Source organism: Pseudomonas sp. S3_A09 (genome assembly GCF_054668065.1).
In genome coordinates this window covers 324,697-342,989 of the sequence record NZ_CP162752.1, presented here as the reverse complement: position 1 = coordinate 342,989, position 18,293 = coordinate 324,697, and the positions used below count along the sequence as shown (strand labels likewise).

The 18,293-nt window shown below is 62.1% G+C and carries 18 protein-coding genes; 7 read left to right on the top strand and 11 right to left on the bottom strand.

All coding sequences use genetic code 11. The annotated features are described in order from the left end of the window. Positions 1-41: 41 nt before the first annotated feature. The gene (locus AB4N92_RS01630; protein WP_074900420.1) at positions 42-935 is read left to right on the top strand and encodes a GNAT family acetyltransferase; all 894 of its coding nucleotides are present in this window, start codon (positions 42-44) and stop codon (positions 933-935) included. Between the two features lie 73 nt (positions 936-1,008). Here AB4N92_RS01630 and AB4N92_RS01625 read toward each other — a convergent pair whose 3' ends face one another. From AB4N92_RS01625 to AB4N92_RS01605, 5 genes are all read right to left on the bottom strand, one after another. After that, entirely contained in the window at positions 1,009-2,028 is a 1,020-nt protein-coding gene (locus tag AB4N92_RS01625) for a branched-chain amino acid aminotransferase (protein ID WP_021492858.1), read from the bottom strand. Between the two features lie 124 nt (positions 2,029-2,152). Continuing rightward, on the bottom strand, positions 2,153-3,532 hold the full coding sequence (gene lpdA, locus AB4N92_RS01620) for a dihydrolipoyl dehydrogenase (protein WP_010209331.1): 1,380 nt from the start codon (positions 3,530-3,532) through the stop codon (positions 2,153-2,155). A gap of 3 nt (positions 3,533-3,535) precedes the next feature. Continuing rightward, positions 3,536-4,795: a dihydrolipoamide acetyltransferase family protein gene (locus tag AB4N92_RS01615; RefSeq protein ID WP_236267463.1), complete on the bottom strand. Its 1,260-nt coding sequence runs from the start codon at positions 4,793-4,795 to the stop codon at positions 3,536-3,538. Then, positions 4,796-5,854: an alpha-ketoacid dehydrogenase subunit beta gene (locus AB4N92_RS01610; protein WP_010209333.1), complete on the bottom strand. Its 1,059-nt coding sequence runs from the start codon at positions 5,852-5,854 to the stop codon at positions 4,796-4,798. Position 5,855: 1 nt separating this feature from the next. Further along, on the bottom strand, positions 5,856-7,091 hold the full coding sequence (locus AB4N92_RS01605; protein ID WP_010209334.1) for a 3-methyl-2-oxobutanoate dehydrogenase (2-methylpropanoyl-transferring) subunit alpha: 1,236 nt from the start codon (positions 7,089-7,091) through the stop codon (positions 5,856-5,858). A gap of 195 nt (positions 7,092-7,286) precedes the next feature. On the opposite strand from AB4N92_RS01605, the gene bkdR reads away from it, so the two are divergent. After that, positions 7,287-7,772 (top strand): Bkd operon transcriptional regulator BkdR, encoded by a 486-nt coding sequence (bkdR, locus tag AB4N92_RS01600; protein WP_010209335.1) that lies wholly within the window; start codon positions 7,287-7,289, stop codon positions 7,770-7,772. On the opposite strand, the gene AB4N92_RS01595 is transcribed toward bkdR, so the two are convergent. Next, the gene (locus AB4N92_RS01595) at positions 7,769-8,632 is read right to left on the bottom strand and encodes an MBL fold metallo-hydrolase (protein WP_010209336.1); all 864 of its coding nucleotides are present in this window, start codon (positions 8,630-8,632) and stop codon (positions 7,769-7,771) included. The genes bkdR and AB4N92_RS01595 overlap by 4 nt on opposite strands. A gap of 94 nt (positions 8,633-8,726) precedes the next feature. Between AB4N92_RS01595 and AB4N92_RS01590 the strand changes: the two genes are divergently transcribed. The 5 genes from AB4N92_RS01590 to AB4N92_RS01570 all read left to right on the top strand — a co-directional run bounded on the left by AB4N92_RS01590 (position 8,727) and on the right by AB4N92_RS01570 (position 14,323). Further along, a complete protein-coding gene (locus AB4N92_RS01590; RefSeq protein ID WP_236267465.1) occupies positions 8,727-9,062 on the top strand; it encodes an ArsR/SmtB family transcription factor in 336 nt (111 codons plus the stop codon). Between the two features lie 50 nt (positions 9,063-9,112). Beyond that, positions 9,113-10,357, top strand: coding sequence for an NAD(P)/FAD-dependent oxidoreductase (locus tag AB4N92_RS01585; protein ID WP_010209337.1), 1,245 nt, complete (start codon positions 9,113-9,115; stop codon positions 10,355-10,357). Then, positions 10,358-11,164 (top strand): sulfite exporter TauE/SafE family protein, encoded by an 807-nt coding sequence (locus AB4N92_RS01580; protein ID WP_042572083.1) that lies wholly within the window; start codon positions 10,358-10,360, stop codon positions 11,162-11,164. Positions 11,165-11,295: 131 nt separating this feature from the next. After that, positions 11,296-12,441, top strand: a complete 1,146-nt coding sequence (nosP, locus tag AB4N92_RS01575; RefSeq protein WP_021492853.1) for a nitric oxide-sensing protein NosP — start codon at positions 11,296-11,298, stop codon at positions 12,439-12,441. Continuing rightward, complete coding sequence (locus AB4N92_RS01570; protein WP_042572084.1) at positions 12,383-14,323, top strand: PAS domain-containing hybrid sensor histidine kinase/response regulator; 1,941 nt, start codon at positions 12,383-12,385, stop codon at positions 14,321-14,323. The genes nosP and AB4N92_RS01570 overlap by 59 nt, the downstream gene beginning before the upstream one ends. 146 nt (positions 14,324-14,469) lie before the next feature. On the opposite strand, the gene AB4N92_RS01565 is transcribed toward AB4N92_RS01570, so the two are convergent. The 5 genes from AB4N92_RS01565 to AB4N92_RS01545 form a co-directional block, all read right to left on the bottom strand. Beyond that, positions 14,470-15,135, bottom strand: coding sequence for a response regulator transcription factor (locus tag AB4N92_RS01565; protein ID WP_010209341.1), 666 nt, complete (start codon positions 15,133-15,135; stop codon positions 14,470-14,472). A 15-nt stretch (positions 15,136-15,150) separates the two neighbouring features. Continuing rightward, positions 15,151-15,699 carry a PQQ-dependent catabolism-associated CXXCW motif protein gene (locus AB4N92_RS01560; RefSeq protein WP_021492852.1) on the bottom strand — a complete coding sequence of 183 codons (549 nt, stop codon included), beginning with the start codon at positions 15,697-15,699 and terminating at the stop codon, positions 15,151-15,153. A gap of 108 nt (positions 15,700-15,807) precedes the next feature. Then, entirely contained in the window at positions 15,808-16,599 is a 792-nt protein-coding gene (locus tag AB4N92_RS01555) for an ABC transporter permease (RefSeq protein WP_021492851.1), read from the bottom strand. Beyond that, positions 16,596-17,336 carry an ABC transporter ATP-binding protein gene (locus AB4N92_RS01550; RefSeq protein WP_236267466.1) on the bottom strand — a complete coding sequence of 247 codons (741 nt, stop codon included), beginning with the start codon at positions 17,334-17,336 and terminating at the stop codon, positions 16,596-16,598. Before AB4N92_RS01550 ends, AB4N92_RS01555 begins: the two co-directional genes overlap by 4 nt. After that, positions 17,333-18,292, bottom strand: coding sequence for a YVTN family beta-propeller repeat protein (locus tag AB4N92_RS01545; RefSeq protein WP_042572087.1), 960 nt, complete (start codon positions 18,290-18,292; stop codon positions 17,333-17,335). Before AB4N92_RS01545 ends, AB4N92_RS01550 begins: the two co-directional genes overlap by 4 nt. Position 18,293: the final 1 nt, after the last annotated feature.

Genomic DNA, 18,293 nt, shown 5'->3' with positions numbered 1-18,293 from the left:
TATTGTGCGGGTTGTTCAAACGCAGTCAGCCAGGAGGAATCATGTCTACCGCCGTTCGCCTCGCCCAGGCAGCCGATGCCGAGGGCATCAGCCAGGTCATCCTGGCGGCCTTGCATAGCAGCAATGCGCGGGATTATCCGGCGGATGTGATTGCGCGGGTGGCCAGTAACTTCACACCGGATGCGGTGCTGGCCTTGCTCAAGCGTCGCCAGGTACTGGTGGCAATTCAAGATCATGTGATCGTCGCCACCGCCGCCCTCGACGGTAATGTGGTGCGCTCGGTGTTCGTCAATCCAGCGCTGCAAGGGCAGGGGATCGGTCGCCTGCTGATGATCGAGATCGAACTGCGCGCCCGCGAGGCTGGGGTGACGGTATTGAGCGTGCCTGCTTCGCTGACGGCCGAGCCGTTCTACACCAAGCTGGGGTTTAACACCGTGCGTGACGTTTACCACGGCAACGAACGTACATTGGTGATGGAAAAAGCGCTGCTGTCCCGGCATCCCATCGGTCCGTATCGCGACCGTCAGCATCGGGCGCAAGTGGTTGCGCTCTGGCAGCAGGCCTTTGGCTATGACACCGCCCACAACCTGCCAACGCTGGCGATTGATAAGAAGCTGGCCGTCAACGATGGGCTGTTCTTCGTAGCCATGGATAAAAAAGCAGTGATCGGGACGATTCTTGCCGGCTACGACGGTCATCGCGGCTGGCTGTATTCGGTGGCGGTGCACGCCGACTATCGGCGCCATGGCTTGGGGTCTTCGTTGGTACGCCACGCGGAACAGGCATTGACCGCGTTGGGGTGCATGAAGATCAACCTGCAGATCACCGGCGGCAACGACGCGGTGGTGGGGTTCTACGAGGCGTTGGGGTATGGGGTGGAACCGAGGATCAGTATGGGCAAGAAGATTGTAGGGAATATTCCCAAGGACTTGTGAGAACACCCAAATAAACTGTGGGAGCTGGCACGCCAGCTCCCACATAGGCTTTGTGGTGGGGCTCGTTGCAGAGTTAGACCTTGACGATCCAGCCTTGCGGCGCTTCAACGTCGCCGGTCTGCACGCCGGTCAGCTCTTTGTAGAGCTTCTGGGTGATCGGACCGACTTCGGTCTCGCTGTGGAACACGTGCAGCTTGCCGTTGTACTGGATGCCGCCGATTGGCGAGATCACTGCAGCCGTACCGCAGGCGCCGGCTTCCTTGAACTGGTCGAGCTTGTCGATGAACACTTCGCCTTCGACCACTTCCAGGCCCAGGCGGGTCTTGGCCAGTTCGATCAGCGACAGGCGGGTGATGCCTGGCAGCACCGACGGCGACTTCGGCGTGATGAACTTATTGTCGTGGGTGATCCCGAAGAAGTTGGCCGAGCCGACTTCTTCGATTTTCGAATGGGTCATCGGGTCCAGGTAGATCGCGTCGGCGAAACCGGACTTCTTCGCTTCGGAACCTGGCATCAGGCTGGCGGCATAGTTGCCACCGACCTTGGCGGCGCCGGTGCCTTGTGGTGCCGCGCGGTCGAAGGTGGAGATCTGGAAGTTATGTGGTACCAGGCCACCTTTGAAGTAGGCGCCGACGGGGATGCAGAACACGGAGAAGATGAACTCCGGGGCGGTCCGCACGCCGATGTTGTCACCGGTGCCGATCACGAACGGGCGCAGGTACAGCGCGCCGCCGCTGCCGTATGGCGGGATGAAGTGCTCGTTGGCCTTGACCACTTGCTTGCAGGCGTCGATGAACACGTCGGTCGGCACATGCGGCATCAGCAGGCGGGCGCAGCTGCGTTGCATGCGGGCGGCGTTCTGGTCCGGACGGAACAGGTTGATCGAACCGTCCTTGCAGCGGTAGGCCTTGAGGCCTTCAAAGCATTGCTGGCCGTAGTGCAGGGCAGTGGAGCCCTCGCTGATGTGCAGCACATTGTCATCGGTCAGGGTGCCTGCTTGCCATTCGCCGTTTTTCCAGACCTGGAGAAACCGCTTGTCGGTCTTGATGTAGTCAAAACCCAGCTTGTCCCAATTGATGCTTTCGTTACCCATGACACCCTCTATCTCTGGTCAACCGCCTGGTCGAAGGCAGGCTTGTCGGTTTTTTTCTGGATGGGCACAACAATACTTCATTCTTGGCCGGTGTGGGAGCGGGTGGGTGGGCCCTGCCGCGCTTTTACAGGTGCAGGGCGTGGCCCAACGCCCTTAACGCGGCTTCCTGAACGGCTTCGCCGAGGGTCGGGTGGGCGTGGATGGTGCCCGCCACATCTTCCAGACGTGAACCCATTTCCAGGCTCAGGCCAAAGGCGGTGGACAGCTCGGAGACACCCACCCCCACGGCCTGCCAGCCGACGATCAGGTGGTTGTCACGTCGCGCCACCACCCGCACGAAACCGGTCTTCGACTCCAGGGTCATGGCCCTGCCATTGGCCGCGAACGGGAAGCTCGACACGATGCAGTCCAATCCGGCGGCCTTGGCTTCGTCGGGTGTCTTGCCGACGACCACCAGTTCCGGGTCGGTAAAACACACGGCCGGGATCGCGGCCGGGTTGAATTCACGGTGTTTACCGCTGATCAGTTCGGCCACCATCTCGCCCTGGGCCATGGCGCGGTGCGCCAGCATCGGCTCGCCGCTCAAGTCACCGATGGCATACACGTTGCGCATGCTGGTCTGGCAGCGGCTGTCGATCTTGATCGCCGCGCCGTTCATCTCCAGGTTCAGCGCCTCGAGGTTCCAGCCTTGGGTGTTGGGCTTGCGACCCACAGCAACCAGCACCTGATCAGTTGCCAACGACACGGTGTCGCCATTCGGGTCGCGTACTTGCAGGCTGCCATCGGTAAAACCGGTGACACTGTGCTTGAGGTACAGCTTCACCCCCAGGTGCTTGAGGGATTCGTTCACCGGCTGCGTCAGCTCAGCATCATAGGCCGGCAGGATACGATCCTGGGCCTCGACCACGCTGACCTCGGCACCCAGCTTGCGGTAGGCAATGCCCAGCTCCAGGCCGATATAGCCGCCACCCACCACGATCAGGCGCTTGGGCACCCGCGTGGGCGCGAGCGCCTCGGTGGACGAGATGATCGGCCCGCCAATCGGCAGCATCGGCAGGTTGACGCTCTTTGAACCGGTGGCCAGCAGCAGGTGTTCGCACTGGATGCGCTGGTCGCCGACCTCGACGGTCTTTCCGTCTACGACCTTGGCCCAGCCGTGGATCACTTGCACCTTGTGCTTTTTCAACAGCGCGGCGACGCCGGTGGTCAGGCGGTCGACGATGCCGTCTTTCCATTCCACGCTTTTGCGGATGTCCAGGGTCGGCACATCCACTTCGATGCCCAGGTGCGAACCCTGGCTATGGTGGATGGTTTGCTGGAACTGCTCGGCCACATGGATCAGGGCCTTGGACGGGATGCAGCCGATGTTCAGGCACGTGCCGCCCAGCGCCTGGCCTTCCACCAGGATGGTCGGGATGCCCAGTTGGCCGGCGCGGATCGCCGCCACATAACCGCCAGGGCCGCCGCCGATAATCAGCAGCGTGGTATTCAACGTCTGAGTCATGCGTTACTCCAGGAACAGGCTGGCGGGTTGTTCGAGCAGGCCGCGAATGGCCTGGATGAATTGCGCCGCGTCCATGCCATCGACTACACGGTGATCGAAGGAACTGGAGAGGTTCATCATCTTGCGCACCACGATCTGACCCTTGATCACCATCGGCCTTTCGACGATACGGTTGACGCCCACGATCGCCACTTCCGGCAGGTTCAGTACCGGCGTGCTGACGATGCCGCCCAAGGCACCCAGGCTGGTCAGGGTGATGGTTGAACCGGACAGCTCATCGCGACTGGCCTTGCCATTGCGCGCAGCAGTGGCCAAGCGGGCGATTTCTTCGGCGTTGCCCCACAGGCTGCGACCTTCGGCGTGACGCACCACCGGCACCATCAGGCCTACGTCGCTTTGGGTGGCGACACCTACGTGCACCGCGCCAAGGCGGGTGATCACCTGGGCTTCATCGTCGTAACGCGCATTGATCTGCGGGAAGTCCCGCAGTGCAACCACCATGGCGCGCACGATAAACGGCAGCAGGGTCAACTTGCCACGCGTGGCGCCGTGCTTCTCGTTGAGGTGCACGCGCAACTCGTCGAGGGCGGTGACGTCGATCTCTTCTACATAGCTGAAATGCGCGGCACGACGGGTGGCGTCCTGCATGCGCTGTGCGATCTTGCGGCGCATGCCGATGACGGGGATCTGTTTTTCGGTGTTGCGTTCGGCGTAGGGATTGGTGGCTGTTGAAGGCTTTGACGCGCCTTGTTGCAGGTAGGCGTCGAGGTCCTCATGCAGAATCCGCCCGGCCGGACCGGAGCCCTGGACCAGGCGCAGTTGAATCCCCGCGTCCAATGCGTGCTTGCGTACGGCGGGGGAGGCCAATGGGCGTTCGTCGGCGGCACGCGCCACAGGCGCCTGGGCCGCGACAACCGGCGCTGGTTTGCTTTCAACCGCCACCGGCGCAGGCTTGGCTTCAACCACCGGTGCGGCTGTCGGCGTCTCCTTCGCTGCCGGCGCTTCCTTGGCGTTGCCCGCACCTTCCACTTCAATGCTGATCAAAATACTGCCCACGGCCATGACTTCACCTGGCTCGCCGCCGAGGGAAATGACCTTCCCATGCACCGGCGAGGGAATGTCCACCATTGCCTTGTCGGTCATCACATCCGCCAGCACCTGGTCTTCGACGACCATGTCGCCGACCTTCACATGCCACACCGACAATTCAACTTCTGCGATGCCTTCACCAATGTCCGGCATCTTGATAACGTGCGTGCCCATTCAGACCTCCATGACCCGTTTCAACGCCGCGCCCACTCGGGACGGCCCTGGGAAATACGCCCACTCCTGCGCGTGCGGATAGGGGGTGTCCCAACCGGTGACGCGTTCGATCGGCGCTTCCAGGTGGTGGAAGCAATGCTCTTGCACCAGCGACACCAGCTCGGCACCAAAGCCGCAGGTGCGGGTGGCTTCATGTACCACCACGCAACGGCCGGTCTTTTTCACCGACTTGACGATGGTTTCCAGGTCCAGCGGCCACAGGCTGCGCAGGTCGATGACTTCGGCGTCGATGCCGGTCTCTTCGGCAGCGACTTGCGACACATACACCGTGGTGCCGTAGGTCAGCACCGTCACGGCCGAGCCCGGACGCACAATGGCGGCCACGTCCAGTGGCACGGTGTAGTAGCCGTCCGGCACTTGGGCTTGCGGGTGTTTCGACCACGGGGTCACCGGACGATCGTGATGGCCATCGAACGGGCCGTTGTACAGGCGTTTTGGCTCCAGGAAGATCACCGGGTCATCGTTTTCGATGGAGGCAATCAACAGGCCTTTGGCGTCATAGGGGTTCGACGGCATGACCGTGCGCAGCCCGCAGACCTGGGTGAACACCGCTTCGATACTCTGGCTGTGGGTCTGGCCGCCGTAGATGCCGCCGCCGCAAGGCATGCGCATGGTCAATGGCGCGGTGAACTGGCCGGCCGAGCGATAACGCAGGCGCGCTGCTTCGGAGATGATCTGGTCGGTGGCAGGGTAGACATAGTCGGCGAATTGGATCTCGGCCACCGGGCGCAGGCCGTAGGCGCCCATGCCCACCGCCACGCCGACAATGCCGCTTTCGGAGATCGGCGCGTCAAACACGCGAGAGCTGCCGTATTTGGTCTGCAAGCCTTCGGTGCACCGGAATACTCCGCCGAAATAGCCGACGTCCTGGCCAAATACCACCACGTTGTCGTCGCGTTCGAGCATCACATCCATGGCCGAGCGCAGGGCCTGGATCATGGTCATGGTGGTGGTGGTCATGGCGGTTTCCACTTCAATGCTGTTGTTGTGATCGTTCATGTCAGATCCCCAACTCTTGACGCTGGCGCTTCAAATGCTCCGGCATCTCTTTGTAGACGTCTTCGAACATCGTTGCGGCGCTTGGAATCTGGCCGCCGGCGAGGGTGCCGTACTGTTCGGCTTCTTTCTGTGCCTTGACCACTTCGGCTTCAAGTTCGGCACTGACCGCCGCGTGTTCCTCTTCGGACCACTGGCCAATCTTGATCAGGTGCTGCTTGAGACGGGCAATGGGGTCGCCCAGGGGGAAGTGGCTCCAGTCGTCGGCTGGGCGGTATTTCGAAGGGTCATCAGACGTGGAGTGCGGCCCGGCGCGGTAGGTGACCCACTCGATCAGCGTTGGCCCCAGGTTGCGGCGCGCACGCTCGGCAGCCCAGGCGGAAGCGGCGTACACCGCAATGAAGTCGTTGCCGTCCACGCGCAGGGAGGCGATGCCGCAACCGACGCCGCGTCCGGCGAAGGTGGTGGCTTCACCGCCGGCAATCGCCTGGAAGGTGGAGATCGCCCACTGGTTGTTGACCACGTTGAGGATCACCGGCGCGCGGTATACGTGGGCGAAGGTGAGGGCGGTGTGGAAGTCGGATTCGGCGGTGGCGCCGTCGCCGATCCAGGCGGAGGCGATCTTGGTATCGCCCTTGATCGCCGAGGCCATGCCCCAGCCCACGCCTTGTACGAATTGGGTGGCGAGGTTGCCGGAAATGGTGAAGAAGCCGGCGTCCTTGACCGAATACATGATTGGCAACTGGCGGCCCTTGAGCGGATCTCGCTCGTTGGACAGCAGTTGGCAGATCAGGTCCACCAGTGGCACTTCACGGGCCATCAGGATGCTTTGCTGGCGGTAGGTGGGGAAACACATGTCGTCGATGTTCAAGGCAAGGGCCTGGGCGCTGCCGATGGCTTCTTCGCCGAGGCTCTGCATATAGAACGACATTTTTTTCTGACGCTGGGCGACCACCATGCGGTTGTCGAAGATCCGCGTCTTGAGCATGGCGCGCATGCCTCTGCGCATGATTTCGACGGAAACACCTTCGGCCCACGGCCCCAGGGCCTGGCCCTGGTCGTCGAGCACGCGGATCAGGCCCTTGGCCAGGTCGGCGGTGTCGGCGGGTTCTACGTCGATGGCGGGTTTGCGCACGGTACCGGCGTCGGTCAGGCGCAGGTAAGTGAAGTCGGTCTTGCAGCCTGGGCGGCCCGAGGGTTCAGGGACGTGCAGGCGCAGTGGTTCATACTGCTGGGTCATGGCTTTCTACGCTCTATCTTGTGAATTTCTTGTAGTGGGCGCGCTAGCTGACAGTCAGCCTCCGGATAGGAGAAATCTTGTCCTACAACAATCATAGGCGGGGCGTAGAAGAATATTTATCTGTGTTTCATTGCGCTCACGATCATTTGCGGATAAAAAAACTGCATAAACATAATAAACAGGTGATTTTGTCTCATGCGCAAACTGGACCGTACCGATATCGGCATTCTCAACGCCCTGCAGGAGAACGCCCGCATCACCAATGCCGACCTGGCCCGCTCGGTGAACCTGTCGCCCACGCCGTGTTTCAATCGGGTGAAAGCGATGGAGGAACTGGGCTTGATCCGTGACCAGGTCACGCTGCTCGACGCCGATTTGCTGGGGCTGCACGTCAACGTGTTCATCCACGTCAGCCTGGAAAAACAGAATGAGTTGGCGTTGCAGCAGTTCGAAGGCGCGATCTCCGACCGGCCCGAAGTGATGGAGTGCTACCTGATGGCCGGTGACCCGGACTATCTGATCCGGGTGCTGGTGCCGACGATCCAGTCGCTGGAGCGTTTCATGATGGACTTTTTGACCAAGGTACCGGGGGTGGCGAACATCCGGTCGAGCTTTGCGTTGAAGCAGGTGCGCTACAAGACTGCGCTGCCGTTGCCGGCCAATGGTATCAACCTCGGTTAGAGGTGGTTGATCGGGATCTTCAGGTACACCACTCCATTGTCCTCAGCCGGCGGCATATTCCCCGCCCGCACATTCACCTGGATCGCCGGCAGCAACAGCGTCGGCATCCCCAGCCCGGCATCGCGCTGGGTGCGCATCTCGACAAACGTGGCTTCATCCACGCCATCATGCACATGGATATTTCCTGCGCGCTGCTCCGCCACCGTGGTCCGGCACTTTGCCTTACGGCCGTCGGGCGGGTAGTCGTGGCAGACGTACAGTTCGGTTTCCAATGGAAAGGCCAGCAACTTGCGCATCGACGCATACAACTGCCGCGCATCCCCTCCGGGGAAGTCACAGCGCGCCGTGCCGACATCCGGCATGAACAGCGTGTCGCCCACCAGAATCAGTCGGCCATCGATCAGGTAGGCCATGTCCGCCGGGGTATGCCCAGGCACATGCAGGGCCTGGGCCTTGAGGGTGCCGATGTGGAACACCTCATCGGGCGCAAACAGATGATCGAACTGCGAGCCATCCACGCGAAACTCCGGCTCCAGGTTGAACAGGTTCTTGAACACGCCCTGCACTTTGCTGATCGACTGTCCGATGGCGATCTTGCCGCCCAGCGTCCGGCGCAGGTAAGGCGCGGCAGACAAGTGATCGGCGTGGGCGTGGGTTTCCAGCAACCATTGCACCTGCAGGCTGTGCTCGCGCACAAAGGCAATGATCTTGTCTGCCTGGACGGTCTCGGTGCGCCCCGAGGCCGGGTCGTAGTTGAGCACCGAATCGACGATGGCACAGGGGCCGCCATCGCCTTCATAAACGACGTAGGTGTAGGTCGATGATGCCTCGTCCAGAAAGGCTTGAATCAGCGCTGGCATGGCGTTTGTCCCGGGTGAAGAAAAAAGTAGTTACAATCAGTTTATGTTTTCACATAATGTTTCGAGCTTAAGTGACAAAAAGGACCCGAAGCAAATGGAATCTACTCTGAGTGAGAGCGAAGTCGCCCAGCTGCGCGCATCGGCGTCCAAGGCCTGTTCCTTGCTCAAGGCCCTGGCCAATGAGGACCGCTTGTTGATCCTGTGCCAACTGACCCAGGGCGAGCGCAATGTCGGCGAACTCGAAGCCCTGACCGGCGTGCGTCAGCCGACGCTGTCTCAACAGTTGGGCATCCTGCGTGACGAAGGGTTGGTCGCCACCCGTCGGGAAGGTAAATACATCTTCTACGGGCTGGCCAGCCACGAAGTGATTCAAGTCATGAAGACCCTGTCCGGGCTGTACTGCGGCGCGGTCATAAAAAGCTGGGCGTGACGCCATCTGGCAGCGACCCTTGTGTGCATGTATGACAAAGGCGATAGACCATGACCGACCAACACTGGGGACCGACCATCAGTGGCGACATCGTAGTCATCGGCGGCGGCTCGGCAGGCATTGGCCTGCTGGCCAGTCTGCTCAAGCGCGACCCGAATCTGAACATCATCCTGATCGAACCGAGCGACCACCATTGCTACCAGCCCGCGTGGACCTTGGTGGGTGGCGGCGCCTACGACCTGAAAAAAACCCGCCGCCCGCTGGCTGATGTATTGCCCAATGGCGTTACCTGGGTGCAGGCCGCCGTCAGCGAAATACTGCCCGACGAGCAGACCCTGATCCTCGACAGCGGCCAGCGCGTCAGCTGGCAACACCTGATCGTATGCCCCGGCCTGAGGCTGGCGTGGGAGAAGATCGAAGGCCTGCAAGACACCCTCGGCAAGCATGGCGTCACCTCCAACTACAGCTACCAACACGCCGCCTATACCTGGCAACTGGTCCGGCAACTCAAGGGCGGCAAGGCGATCTTCACCCAGCCGGCCATGCCGATCAAATGCGCAGGCGCGCCGCAAAAAGCCATGTACCTGTCCTGCGATCACTGGCTCAAGCGGGGCGTGCTGAAAAACATCGACGTCGAATTCAACCTGGCCGGCGCCGCGCTGTTCGGCGTGGCGACGTTCGTGCCGCCGTTGATGAAATACGTAGAGAAGTACAACGCGCGCCTGGCGTTCAATGCCAACCTGGTGAAAGTCGACGGCCCGGCACGCAAGGCCTGGTTCGAAGTGAAGGACGTCGAAGGCAATGCTCGCATTGAAGAAAAATCCTTCGACTTGCTGCACGTCGTCCCACCGCAAGTCTCCCCGGATTTCATCCGCCAAAGCCCTTTGGCCGACGCCGCCGGCTGGTGCGAAGTGAACCCCCACAGCCTGCAACACCTGCGTTACCCGCACATCTTCGGCCTGGGTGACGTGTGCGGCACCACCAACGCCAAGACCGCCGCTGCGGTACGCAAGCAGATCGTGGTGGTTGCCGAGAACCTGCTGGCCCTGCGCAAACAGGCGCCGCTGCCGCTCAAGTACGATGGTTACGGCTCCTGCCCATTGACGGTGGAGAAGGGCAAGGTGGTGTTGGCCGAGTTCGGCTACGGCGGCAAGTTACTGCCGACCTTCCCCCTGGACCCGACCCAGGCACGTCGCTCGATGTGGTTTCTCAAGGCCACGCTGCTGCCATGGTTCTACTGGAATGGCATGCTCAAGGGCCGCGAGTGGTTGACCCGTCTGAGCAAGGTGGACTGAATGCTGCTGGCCAGTGTGTTGGGATTATTGATGGGCGTGGTCATGGGGTTGACGGGCGCAGGCGGCGGCATCCTTGGGGTGCCGGCGCTGGTGCTGGGCCTTGGCTTGAGCATGACCCAGGCGGCGCCGGTGTCGTTGCTCGCCGTCGGTGCGGCGGCAGCGGTGGGGGCGATCGACGGTTTGCGCCATGGTCTGGTGCGTTATCGTGCTGCGTTGCTGATCGCGTTGCTCGGCGCGCTGTTCTCCCCGGTGGGGGTGTTTGTCGCCCACCAATTGCCGGAACCGCTGTTGATGGGCTTGTTCAGCGCGTTGATGGTGCTGGTCGCCTGGCGCATGTTGCAGCGCGAAAAAAACCAGCCGGGACCCAGTGATCATGGCAGCGCGTCCTGGGGGCAGAAGAACTGCATGCTCAACCAGCAGACCGGGCGCTTGGCCTGGACCGCCAAATGCAGCGCCACCCTGGCCGCACTGGGCGCGGTGACGGGGGCGGTCTCGGGTTTGCTCGGGGTGGGCGGCGGCTTTTTGATCGTACCCGCGTTCAAGCAACTCACCGACGTGCAGATGCGCGGCATCGTCGCCACGTCGCTGATGGTGATCAGCCTGATTTCGCTGATCGGCGTGGCCGGCGCGTTGCATGCCGGGGTACGCATCGAATCCCTTGGCTGGGTATTTATCGCGGCGAGTATCGTCGGCATGCTGATCGGCCGGCGCCTGTGCTCGGTGGTTGCCGCACGCACGTTGCAGGTGGGGTTTGCCAGCCTGTGTGTGGTGGTGGCTATCGGCATGCTGGTCAGCGCCTTGCTTTGAACGTAATCGTTCCTACGCGGCGGGAACGATCAAGCGCCCTCATCCCATCGCATCCCCCTACCCAGTACCCAAGTAGCATAGGTCCCAACCCTCGCTCTTCGTAAACTCATGCCTCAGAGGGGGAGGCAACGATGCATAACGGTGAAGGCGTAGTCAGTGCCATGTCCCAGGCTACCGATGCCGGGCAGGCCGCCGAGGAGTTGGCGCGGCAACTGCTGCATCCGTACCTGGGCTTCGTGCTGTTTTTCTGCTCGGCGTCCTACGACCTGCAGGCCCTGGGCCAGGCCCTGCAAGCGTGTTTCGGCAACGTGCGCGTGGTGGGCTGCACCAGCGCTGGCGAGATCACGCCCGAGGGCTACGGCCGCAATTGCGTGACGGCAATGGGCTTTAACCACGCGCACTTTTCCATCGCCACGGAGCTGATCGACCAGGTGGAACACTTCAGCCTGATCGATGCCCAGCAGATGGTCGAACGTCTCGTCGGCGGTTGCCGCAGCAATACCCTGGCACCGATCAAGGGCAACACCTTCGCCCTGACCCTGCTCGATGGTTTGTCCAGCCGTGAAGAGGTGGTGCTCGCTGCCCTCAGCGCGGCGCTTGGCGACATTCCGCATTTCGGCGGTTCGGCCGGCGACGACAATTTCCTCACCCACACCCACGTGTATTTCAACGGCGCTTTCCACAGCGGTGCGGCGGTGGTGGTGCTGGTCAATACCTGGCTGGATTTCGAGGTGTTCACCACCCACCACATCCTGCCGCGCAGCGAAAAACTGGTGGTCACCGGCGCCGACAGCCCGTCGCGCCGGGTCTTCGAGCTCAATGCCGAACCGGCCGCCGAAGAATACGCGCGGCATATCGGCGTGGCAGTGGCCGACCTCGATCACCGGGTCTTCGCGGCGCATCCGTTGGCGGTACGCATCCACGACCAGTACTACGTGCGGGCGATCCAGCAAGTGCACGACGACCTCAGCCTGAGTTTCTACTGCGCGGTGGAAAACGGCATCGTCCTCACCGTGATGAAGCCCGGGCTGATCCTGCCGAACCTGCAAACCCTGTTCGACGGCTTGCAAGCGCGCCTTGGCGACCTGCTGTTGACCATCGGCTGCGACTGCTTCCTGCGCCGCCTGGAGTTGGAAGACAGCGACAATCTGGAACAGATCGGCGGTTTCCTGCGTGACCAGCGGGTGATGGGCTTCAACACCTACGGAGAACAGTTCAATGGCATGCATATCAACCAGACCTTCACTGGAGTCGCCATTGCCCGAGGTCGGCGCTGAACTGCTCGCCCAGGTTGCCCAGCTGCAACAGGACAACCACAAGCTGGCACGGATCAACGCTGCGCTGATCGAACGCATCGAGTCCGGCATGGCCCAGGGCAATAACCCTTACACCACCTTTCAGCATTCCGTGGTGCTGGCCGAGCAAGTGCGTGAACGCACCGACGCGCTGAACCAAGCGATGGCCGAACTCAAGGCCAGCAACCACTTGCTGATCAACGCCCGGCTGCGCGCCGAAACCCTGCGCGGCGAACAGGTCGCGGCACAAAAGGCCCAGGAAAGCGAACGCTGGATTCGCCTGATCACCGATAACGTCCCGGCCCTGATCGGCTACCTGAACGCCGACCTGGTCTACGAGTTCACCAACAAAGTCTATGAAGAATGGTATTGCTGGCCGCGCGGCATGATGCTCGGCCAGAGCCTGCGCGAGGTCCACAGTGAGCAACACTGCCAGCGCCTGGATGCCTACGTCGCCCGCGCCCTGGCGGGGGAGAGCGTGACCTTTGAATTCGCCGAGACCAACATCAATAATCAGGAGCGCTACATGCTGCGCTCCTATGTGCCGAATACGCTGGCCAGCGGCGAAGTGGTAGGGATCTTCGTGCTGATCCGCGACATCACCGAACGCCGCCGCACCGCCGAAGCCCTGCACCAGGCCTATCAGCACCTGGAGCAACGCGTGGCCCAGCGCACCTCGGAACTGACCGCGCTCAACGATCAGTTATTGCAGGAGATCGACGAGCGCCGCCGCGTGGAGGCGCGCCTGCGTGAAGCCAAGCTGGAGGCCGAGCAGGCCAACCTGTCAAAAACCAAATTCCTCGCCGCCGTCAGTCATGACCTGCTGCAACCTTTGAATGCGGCGCGCCTGTTTACCAGCGCGCTGCTGGAGCGGCCCAGCGAAACGTTGGTGCGCAACGTGAGCAATTCCCTGGAAGACGTGGAAAACCTGCTGGGCACCCTGGTGGATATTTCCAAGCTGGATGCCGGGGTGATCAAGGCCGACATCGCGCCGTTTGCCCTGAGTGAACTGCTCGACAACCTGGCCGCCGAGTACACCGAATTGGCCCGCAGCGAGGGCCTGGCGCTGCATTTTGTCGGCTGCTCGGCGTTGGTGCGCAGCGATATTCAGCTGCTGGCGCGGATTCTGCGCAACCTGTTGAGCAATGCGATTCGCTACACCTACAACGGGCGTGTGGTGCTGGGGTGTCGCCGCCAGCATCAGCGTTTGTTGATCCAGGTGTGGGACAGCGGCATGGGCATCGCCGAGGAGCGGTTGGAGGAGATTTTCCAGGAGTTCAAGCGCGGTGATGTGCAGCGGCCCGACCAGGACCGGGGGTTGGGCCTGGGGCTGGCGATTGTGGAAAAGATTGCCGGGATCCTGGGTCATCGTATCAGCGTCAAATCCTGGCCGGGTAAAGGCTCAATGTTCTCGGTGGAGGTGCCGTTGAGCGCCACGGCGCCCAAGTCGCTGCCAATACTGGCCATGAGCGAACCGATGCTCGAACGCCTGCAAGGCGCGCGGGTGTGGGTGCTGGATAACGACGCGGCGATCTGCGCGGGCATGCGCACCTTGCTGGAAGGCTGGGGCTGCCAGGTGATCACGGCGTTGTCGGAGCAAGACCTGGCACGGCAGGTGGATAACTACCATGCCGAAGCCGACTTGCTGATCGCCGATTACCACCTCGACGACGACCAGAACGGCGTCGACGCCGTCGCCCGCATCAATGGACGACGCGGCCGCGCGATACCGGCGTTGATGATCACCGCCAACTACAGCAATGAGTTGAAGCAGCAGATCCGCGAGTTGGGACACACCCTAATGCACAAGCCGGTACGCCCGATGAAACTCAAGACCGCCATGAGCCACCTGCTCGGCAAATGAACGGCGAAATACCCACAAGTGGAGATCAAAATGTGGGAGGGGGCTTGCGCCCGATAGCGGTGGGTCAGTCGACATCATAACTGACTGATGCACCGCCATCGGGAGCAAGCCCCCTCCCACATTTGACCGGTGTGGTGTGAGGCGGGTCAGCGGCGCAGGTAAGAGCCGAAATCGATATCCCCGGCGCTGAGGATCGCCTGCACCCGGTTATGCACATTCAATTTGCGCAGGATCGCCGACACGTGGGCCTTTACTGTGGTCTCGGCAATCTCCAGCGTGTACGCGATCTGTTTGTTCGACTCGCCCTTGGTCATGCGTTCCAGCACCAGCAATTGCTTGCGCGTCAGGGCTTGCAGCAGTTCGGGGGCGAAGCCGGGGTTTTCGTTGAGGCGCCGGTGGGTGCCAGGCTTCTGGGTGCGGATGATGTCCGGCGGCAGGTACACGTTGCCGTTGAGAATCTGCTGGATCGCCTCGGTCATTTGCAGGCGCGGCGAGGATTTGGTGATAAAGCCCACGGCGCCATAGGTGATGGCTTGCAGCACGACTTGCTTGTCCTGCTCGGCCGAGACGATCACCACCGGAATGGTCGGCGCCTCGTTGCGCAGGTTGATCAGGCCATTGAGGCCGTGCATGCCGGGCATGTTCAGGTCGAGGAGGATCAGGTCGAGGTCGTCGTGTTCCTGGGTCAAGGCAAGGGCGCTGTCGAGGTCGGCGGTTTCCATCACTTCGCTGCCGGGAAAGCCGTCGCTGATGACGTTATGGATCGCTTCGCGAAACAGTGGGTGATCGTCGGCAATCAGGATTTTGTACATGGCCGTTCACCTTGCTTATTGTGATGTTTGAAATGGCTCGGGTTGGGCGACCGTCACCGGCAGCTTCGCCGCTTCCCAGGCATCCAGTCCGTCGCGATACCAGTACACAGAGGTATAGCCGAGGTTGGCGGCACGTTTTACCGCGTTCCAACTCAGCCAGCAATCGGAGCGGCAATAGAAGACCAACGGTCGCTTGAGGTCGCCGCCGCTGTAGGCATACAGGTGGCGCACGAAATAGCTTTGCCACTCCGGCGTCAGGTCGCCGTCGCCCGTATTGGCCAGCCAGTGGCTGCCGGGCAGGTTGGCGTGGGGCTGGTCTTCGATGAAGCGACCTTGCAGCCACTGGCGGCGGTACACGTCGATCAGCACGGGCGCGGGTGTTTGGCTGAGCAGGGTTTGCAGCGCCGCAGTGTCGACAATCGTGGCACCGGGCAGGTGGTCGGGCGTGGGGCTGCGGTACAGGCTGATGCGGTAGCCGTCGGCGGAAAACAGAGGGGCGTCAGCCTGGACGTTGGCGACGAACAGGCACAGCAGTGCCAACAGAGGCAGTCGGGCGTACAGCATGGCAGGGCGATCCTTATCGTTATGCGCGCATTACACGTGAGTCCCGAGCCCTTGGGAATGCGACGATAGACAGGAAAACCAGTACTAAAGTAGTAGTTTTTGCCGCCGTCAGCCCTTTTTGCGCAACGCCGCATGCTGGGGATTGAAGGTCAGCACCGCCAACACCGCGAACAGCACGGTCAAGCCCAGGCACACCGCCAAGGCCAGGCCGGCGAAGCGTTCGTACAGGGCGAAGCGCACCAGCTCCACAGCGTGGGTAAACGGGTTGATCGCACACAGCCAGTACAGCCATTCACTGGAGTCGCGCATCTTCCACAGCGGGTACAGCGCCGAAGACAGGAAAAACAGCGGGAAGATCACGAAGTTCATCACCCCGGCAAAGTTCTCCAGTTGGCGAATCGCGTTCGACAGCAACAGGCCCAGGGCGCTCAACATCAAGGCCACCAGCAGCAACGCCGGCAGGGCGATCAACAGCCCCATGGCCGGTGGTTGCACGCCGTACACCCAGGCAATCGCCAGGAACCCATACACCTGCAACAGTGAAATCAGCGCGGTGGCCAACAGCTTGCTGCACAGCAAAAACGTGCGCGGCAACGGGCTGGTCAGCAGCACGCGCATGCTGCCCATCTCGCGGTCGTAGACCATCGACAGCGAGCCTTGCATGCCGTTGAACAGCAGGATCATGCAGGCCAGCCCCGGGATGATGTACACCTCGTAGGGGATGTAGGTGTCGTAGGGTTCGATCACCGAGATGCCCAACGCGGCGCGGAACCCGGCGGCGAACACCAGCAGCCACAGCAATGGGCGCACCAGCGCACTGAGAAACCGCGTGCGCTGCAACACAAACCGCAGCCACTCGCGCAGCACGATGCCGCGCAGGCATTGCCAGTAAGCGTTCATGCCGCTGCTCCCGTCGTGGTGGGGCGAGTCAAACGCGCGAACACACTGCCGAGGTCGCCGCCTTGTTGCGCGATCAAGGCATCGACTTGCCCACGGGCCACCAGACGACCCTGATGCAGAATCATCAACGCATCGTCGGACTGCACTTCGTCGAGCAGGTGGGTGGTCCACAGTACGCTGATGCCGTGTTCGAGGCACAGGCTGCGCACGTGCTGGTTCAGCGCCAGGCGGCTGGCCGGGTCGAGGCCGACGCTGGCTTCATCCAACAGCAGCAAGCGCGGCTCATGCAGCAACGCCCGGGCGATTTCCACCCGGCGCCGGTGTCCGCCGTTGAGCTCGCGGACTTTTTCGCGGCGCCGTTCCGTGAGGGCCTGGCGTGCCAGTTCGGCGGCTACGCGCAGGTCGGTCTGGCGCCGCGATAAACCATGCAGCGCGGCGTGGTAACGCAGGTTCTGTTCCACGCTCAGATCCAGGTCCAGGGTGCTTTGCTGGAACACCACACCCAACTGGGTGAGGGCCGCACGCGGTGCCTCACGCAGGGAGTGACCGCCCACGCGGATGTCGCCGCTTTGCAGGTCATACAGCCGCGTGAGCAGGGCGATCAAGGTGGATTTGCCGGCGCCATTGGGCCCCAGCAGCGCCGCAAAGCGCCCCGGTGCAAGGCTGAAACTCACCTCGCACAAGGCCTGCCGTGCGCCGTAGGCGAAACTCACGTCGCGCACCTCCAGGGCGTTCATGGTGTGACCACCACGCCCCACGGGTAACGCCCGACCTTCACCGACTTGATCACCTTGAGGCTGTCCACATCGATCACCGACACATCGCCGCTCACGCCGTTGGTGACCAGCAACTGTTTCTCGTCCGGGGTAAATGCCATCTGCCACACGCGGCGGCCCACCAACAGGTAGTCGAGGACCTCGAAGGTCTTGGCGTCGATCACGGCCACATGGTTGGCCGGGCCGAGGGCGACAAAGCCGTACTTGCCGTCGGCGCTGAGCTTGATGCCGACCGGCTGGACTTTGTCCGGGTGCACGCCCTTGATGCTGAAGGTCAGGGTCTTGAGGATCGCGCGGCTGGCTACGTCGAGGATGGTCACGGTGCCGCCGATTTCCGCCGAGGCCCACAGCTGCGAGCCATCGTGGTTGAACTCGACGAAGCGCGGGCGCTGGTCCACCAGGGTGCTGTCGGCCAGGGTCTGGGTGCTGGTGTCGATCCAGTGCAGCATGTTGGTGGTTTCGCTGGTGTTCACCGCCCACTTGCCATCCGGGCTCACGGCCATGCCTTCGGGTTCGACGCCGACGTTGATCTGGCCGAGCACCTTGGCGGTCTCGGTGTCGATCACGGTGACCAGCGCGTCGTCTTCGTTGGACACATACAGCCAACGGTTATTGGGGTGCAGGGCGAACTGCTCGGGGTCTTTGCCGGAGGGCAGTTCCTTGATGATCTTGCGCGTGGCCACGTCCATCACCTGCACGCGGTCCGAGTCGCTGGCGCAGATGTACAGCAGCTTGTTGTCATGGGACAGCAGCAAGCCTCGCGGACGCTGGCCGACCTTGAGGGTGTCGGTGACTTGCAGGGACTGCATGTCGATCAGGCTCAGGCTGTTGTCTTTCTCGTTGGAGACCCAGGCGGTACTGGCCACGGCGTGCCCGGCGGCAAGCAGCAGGGCGCATGAGAGCAGGGTGCGGCGCATG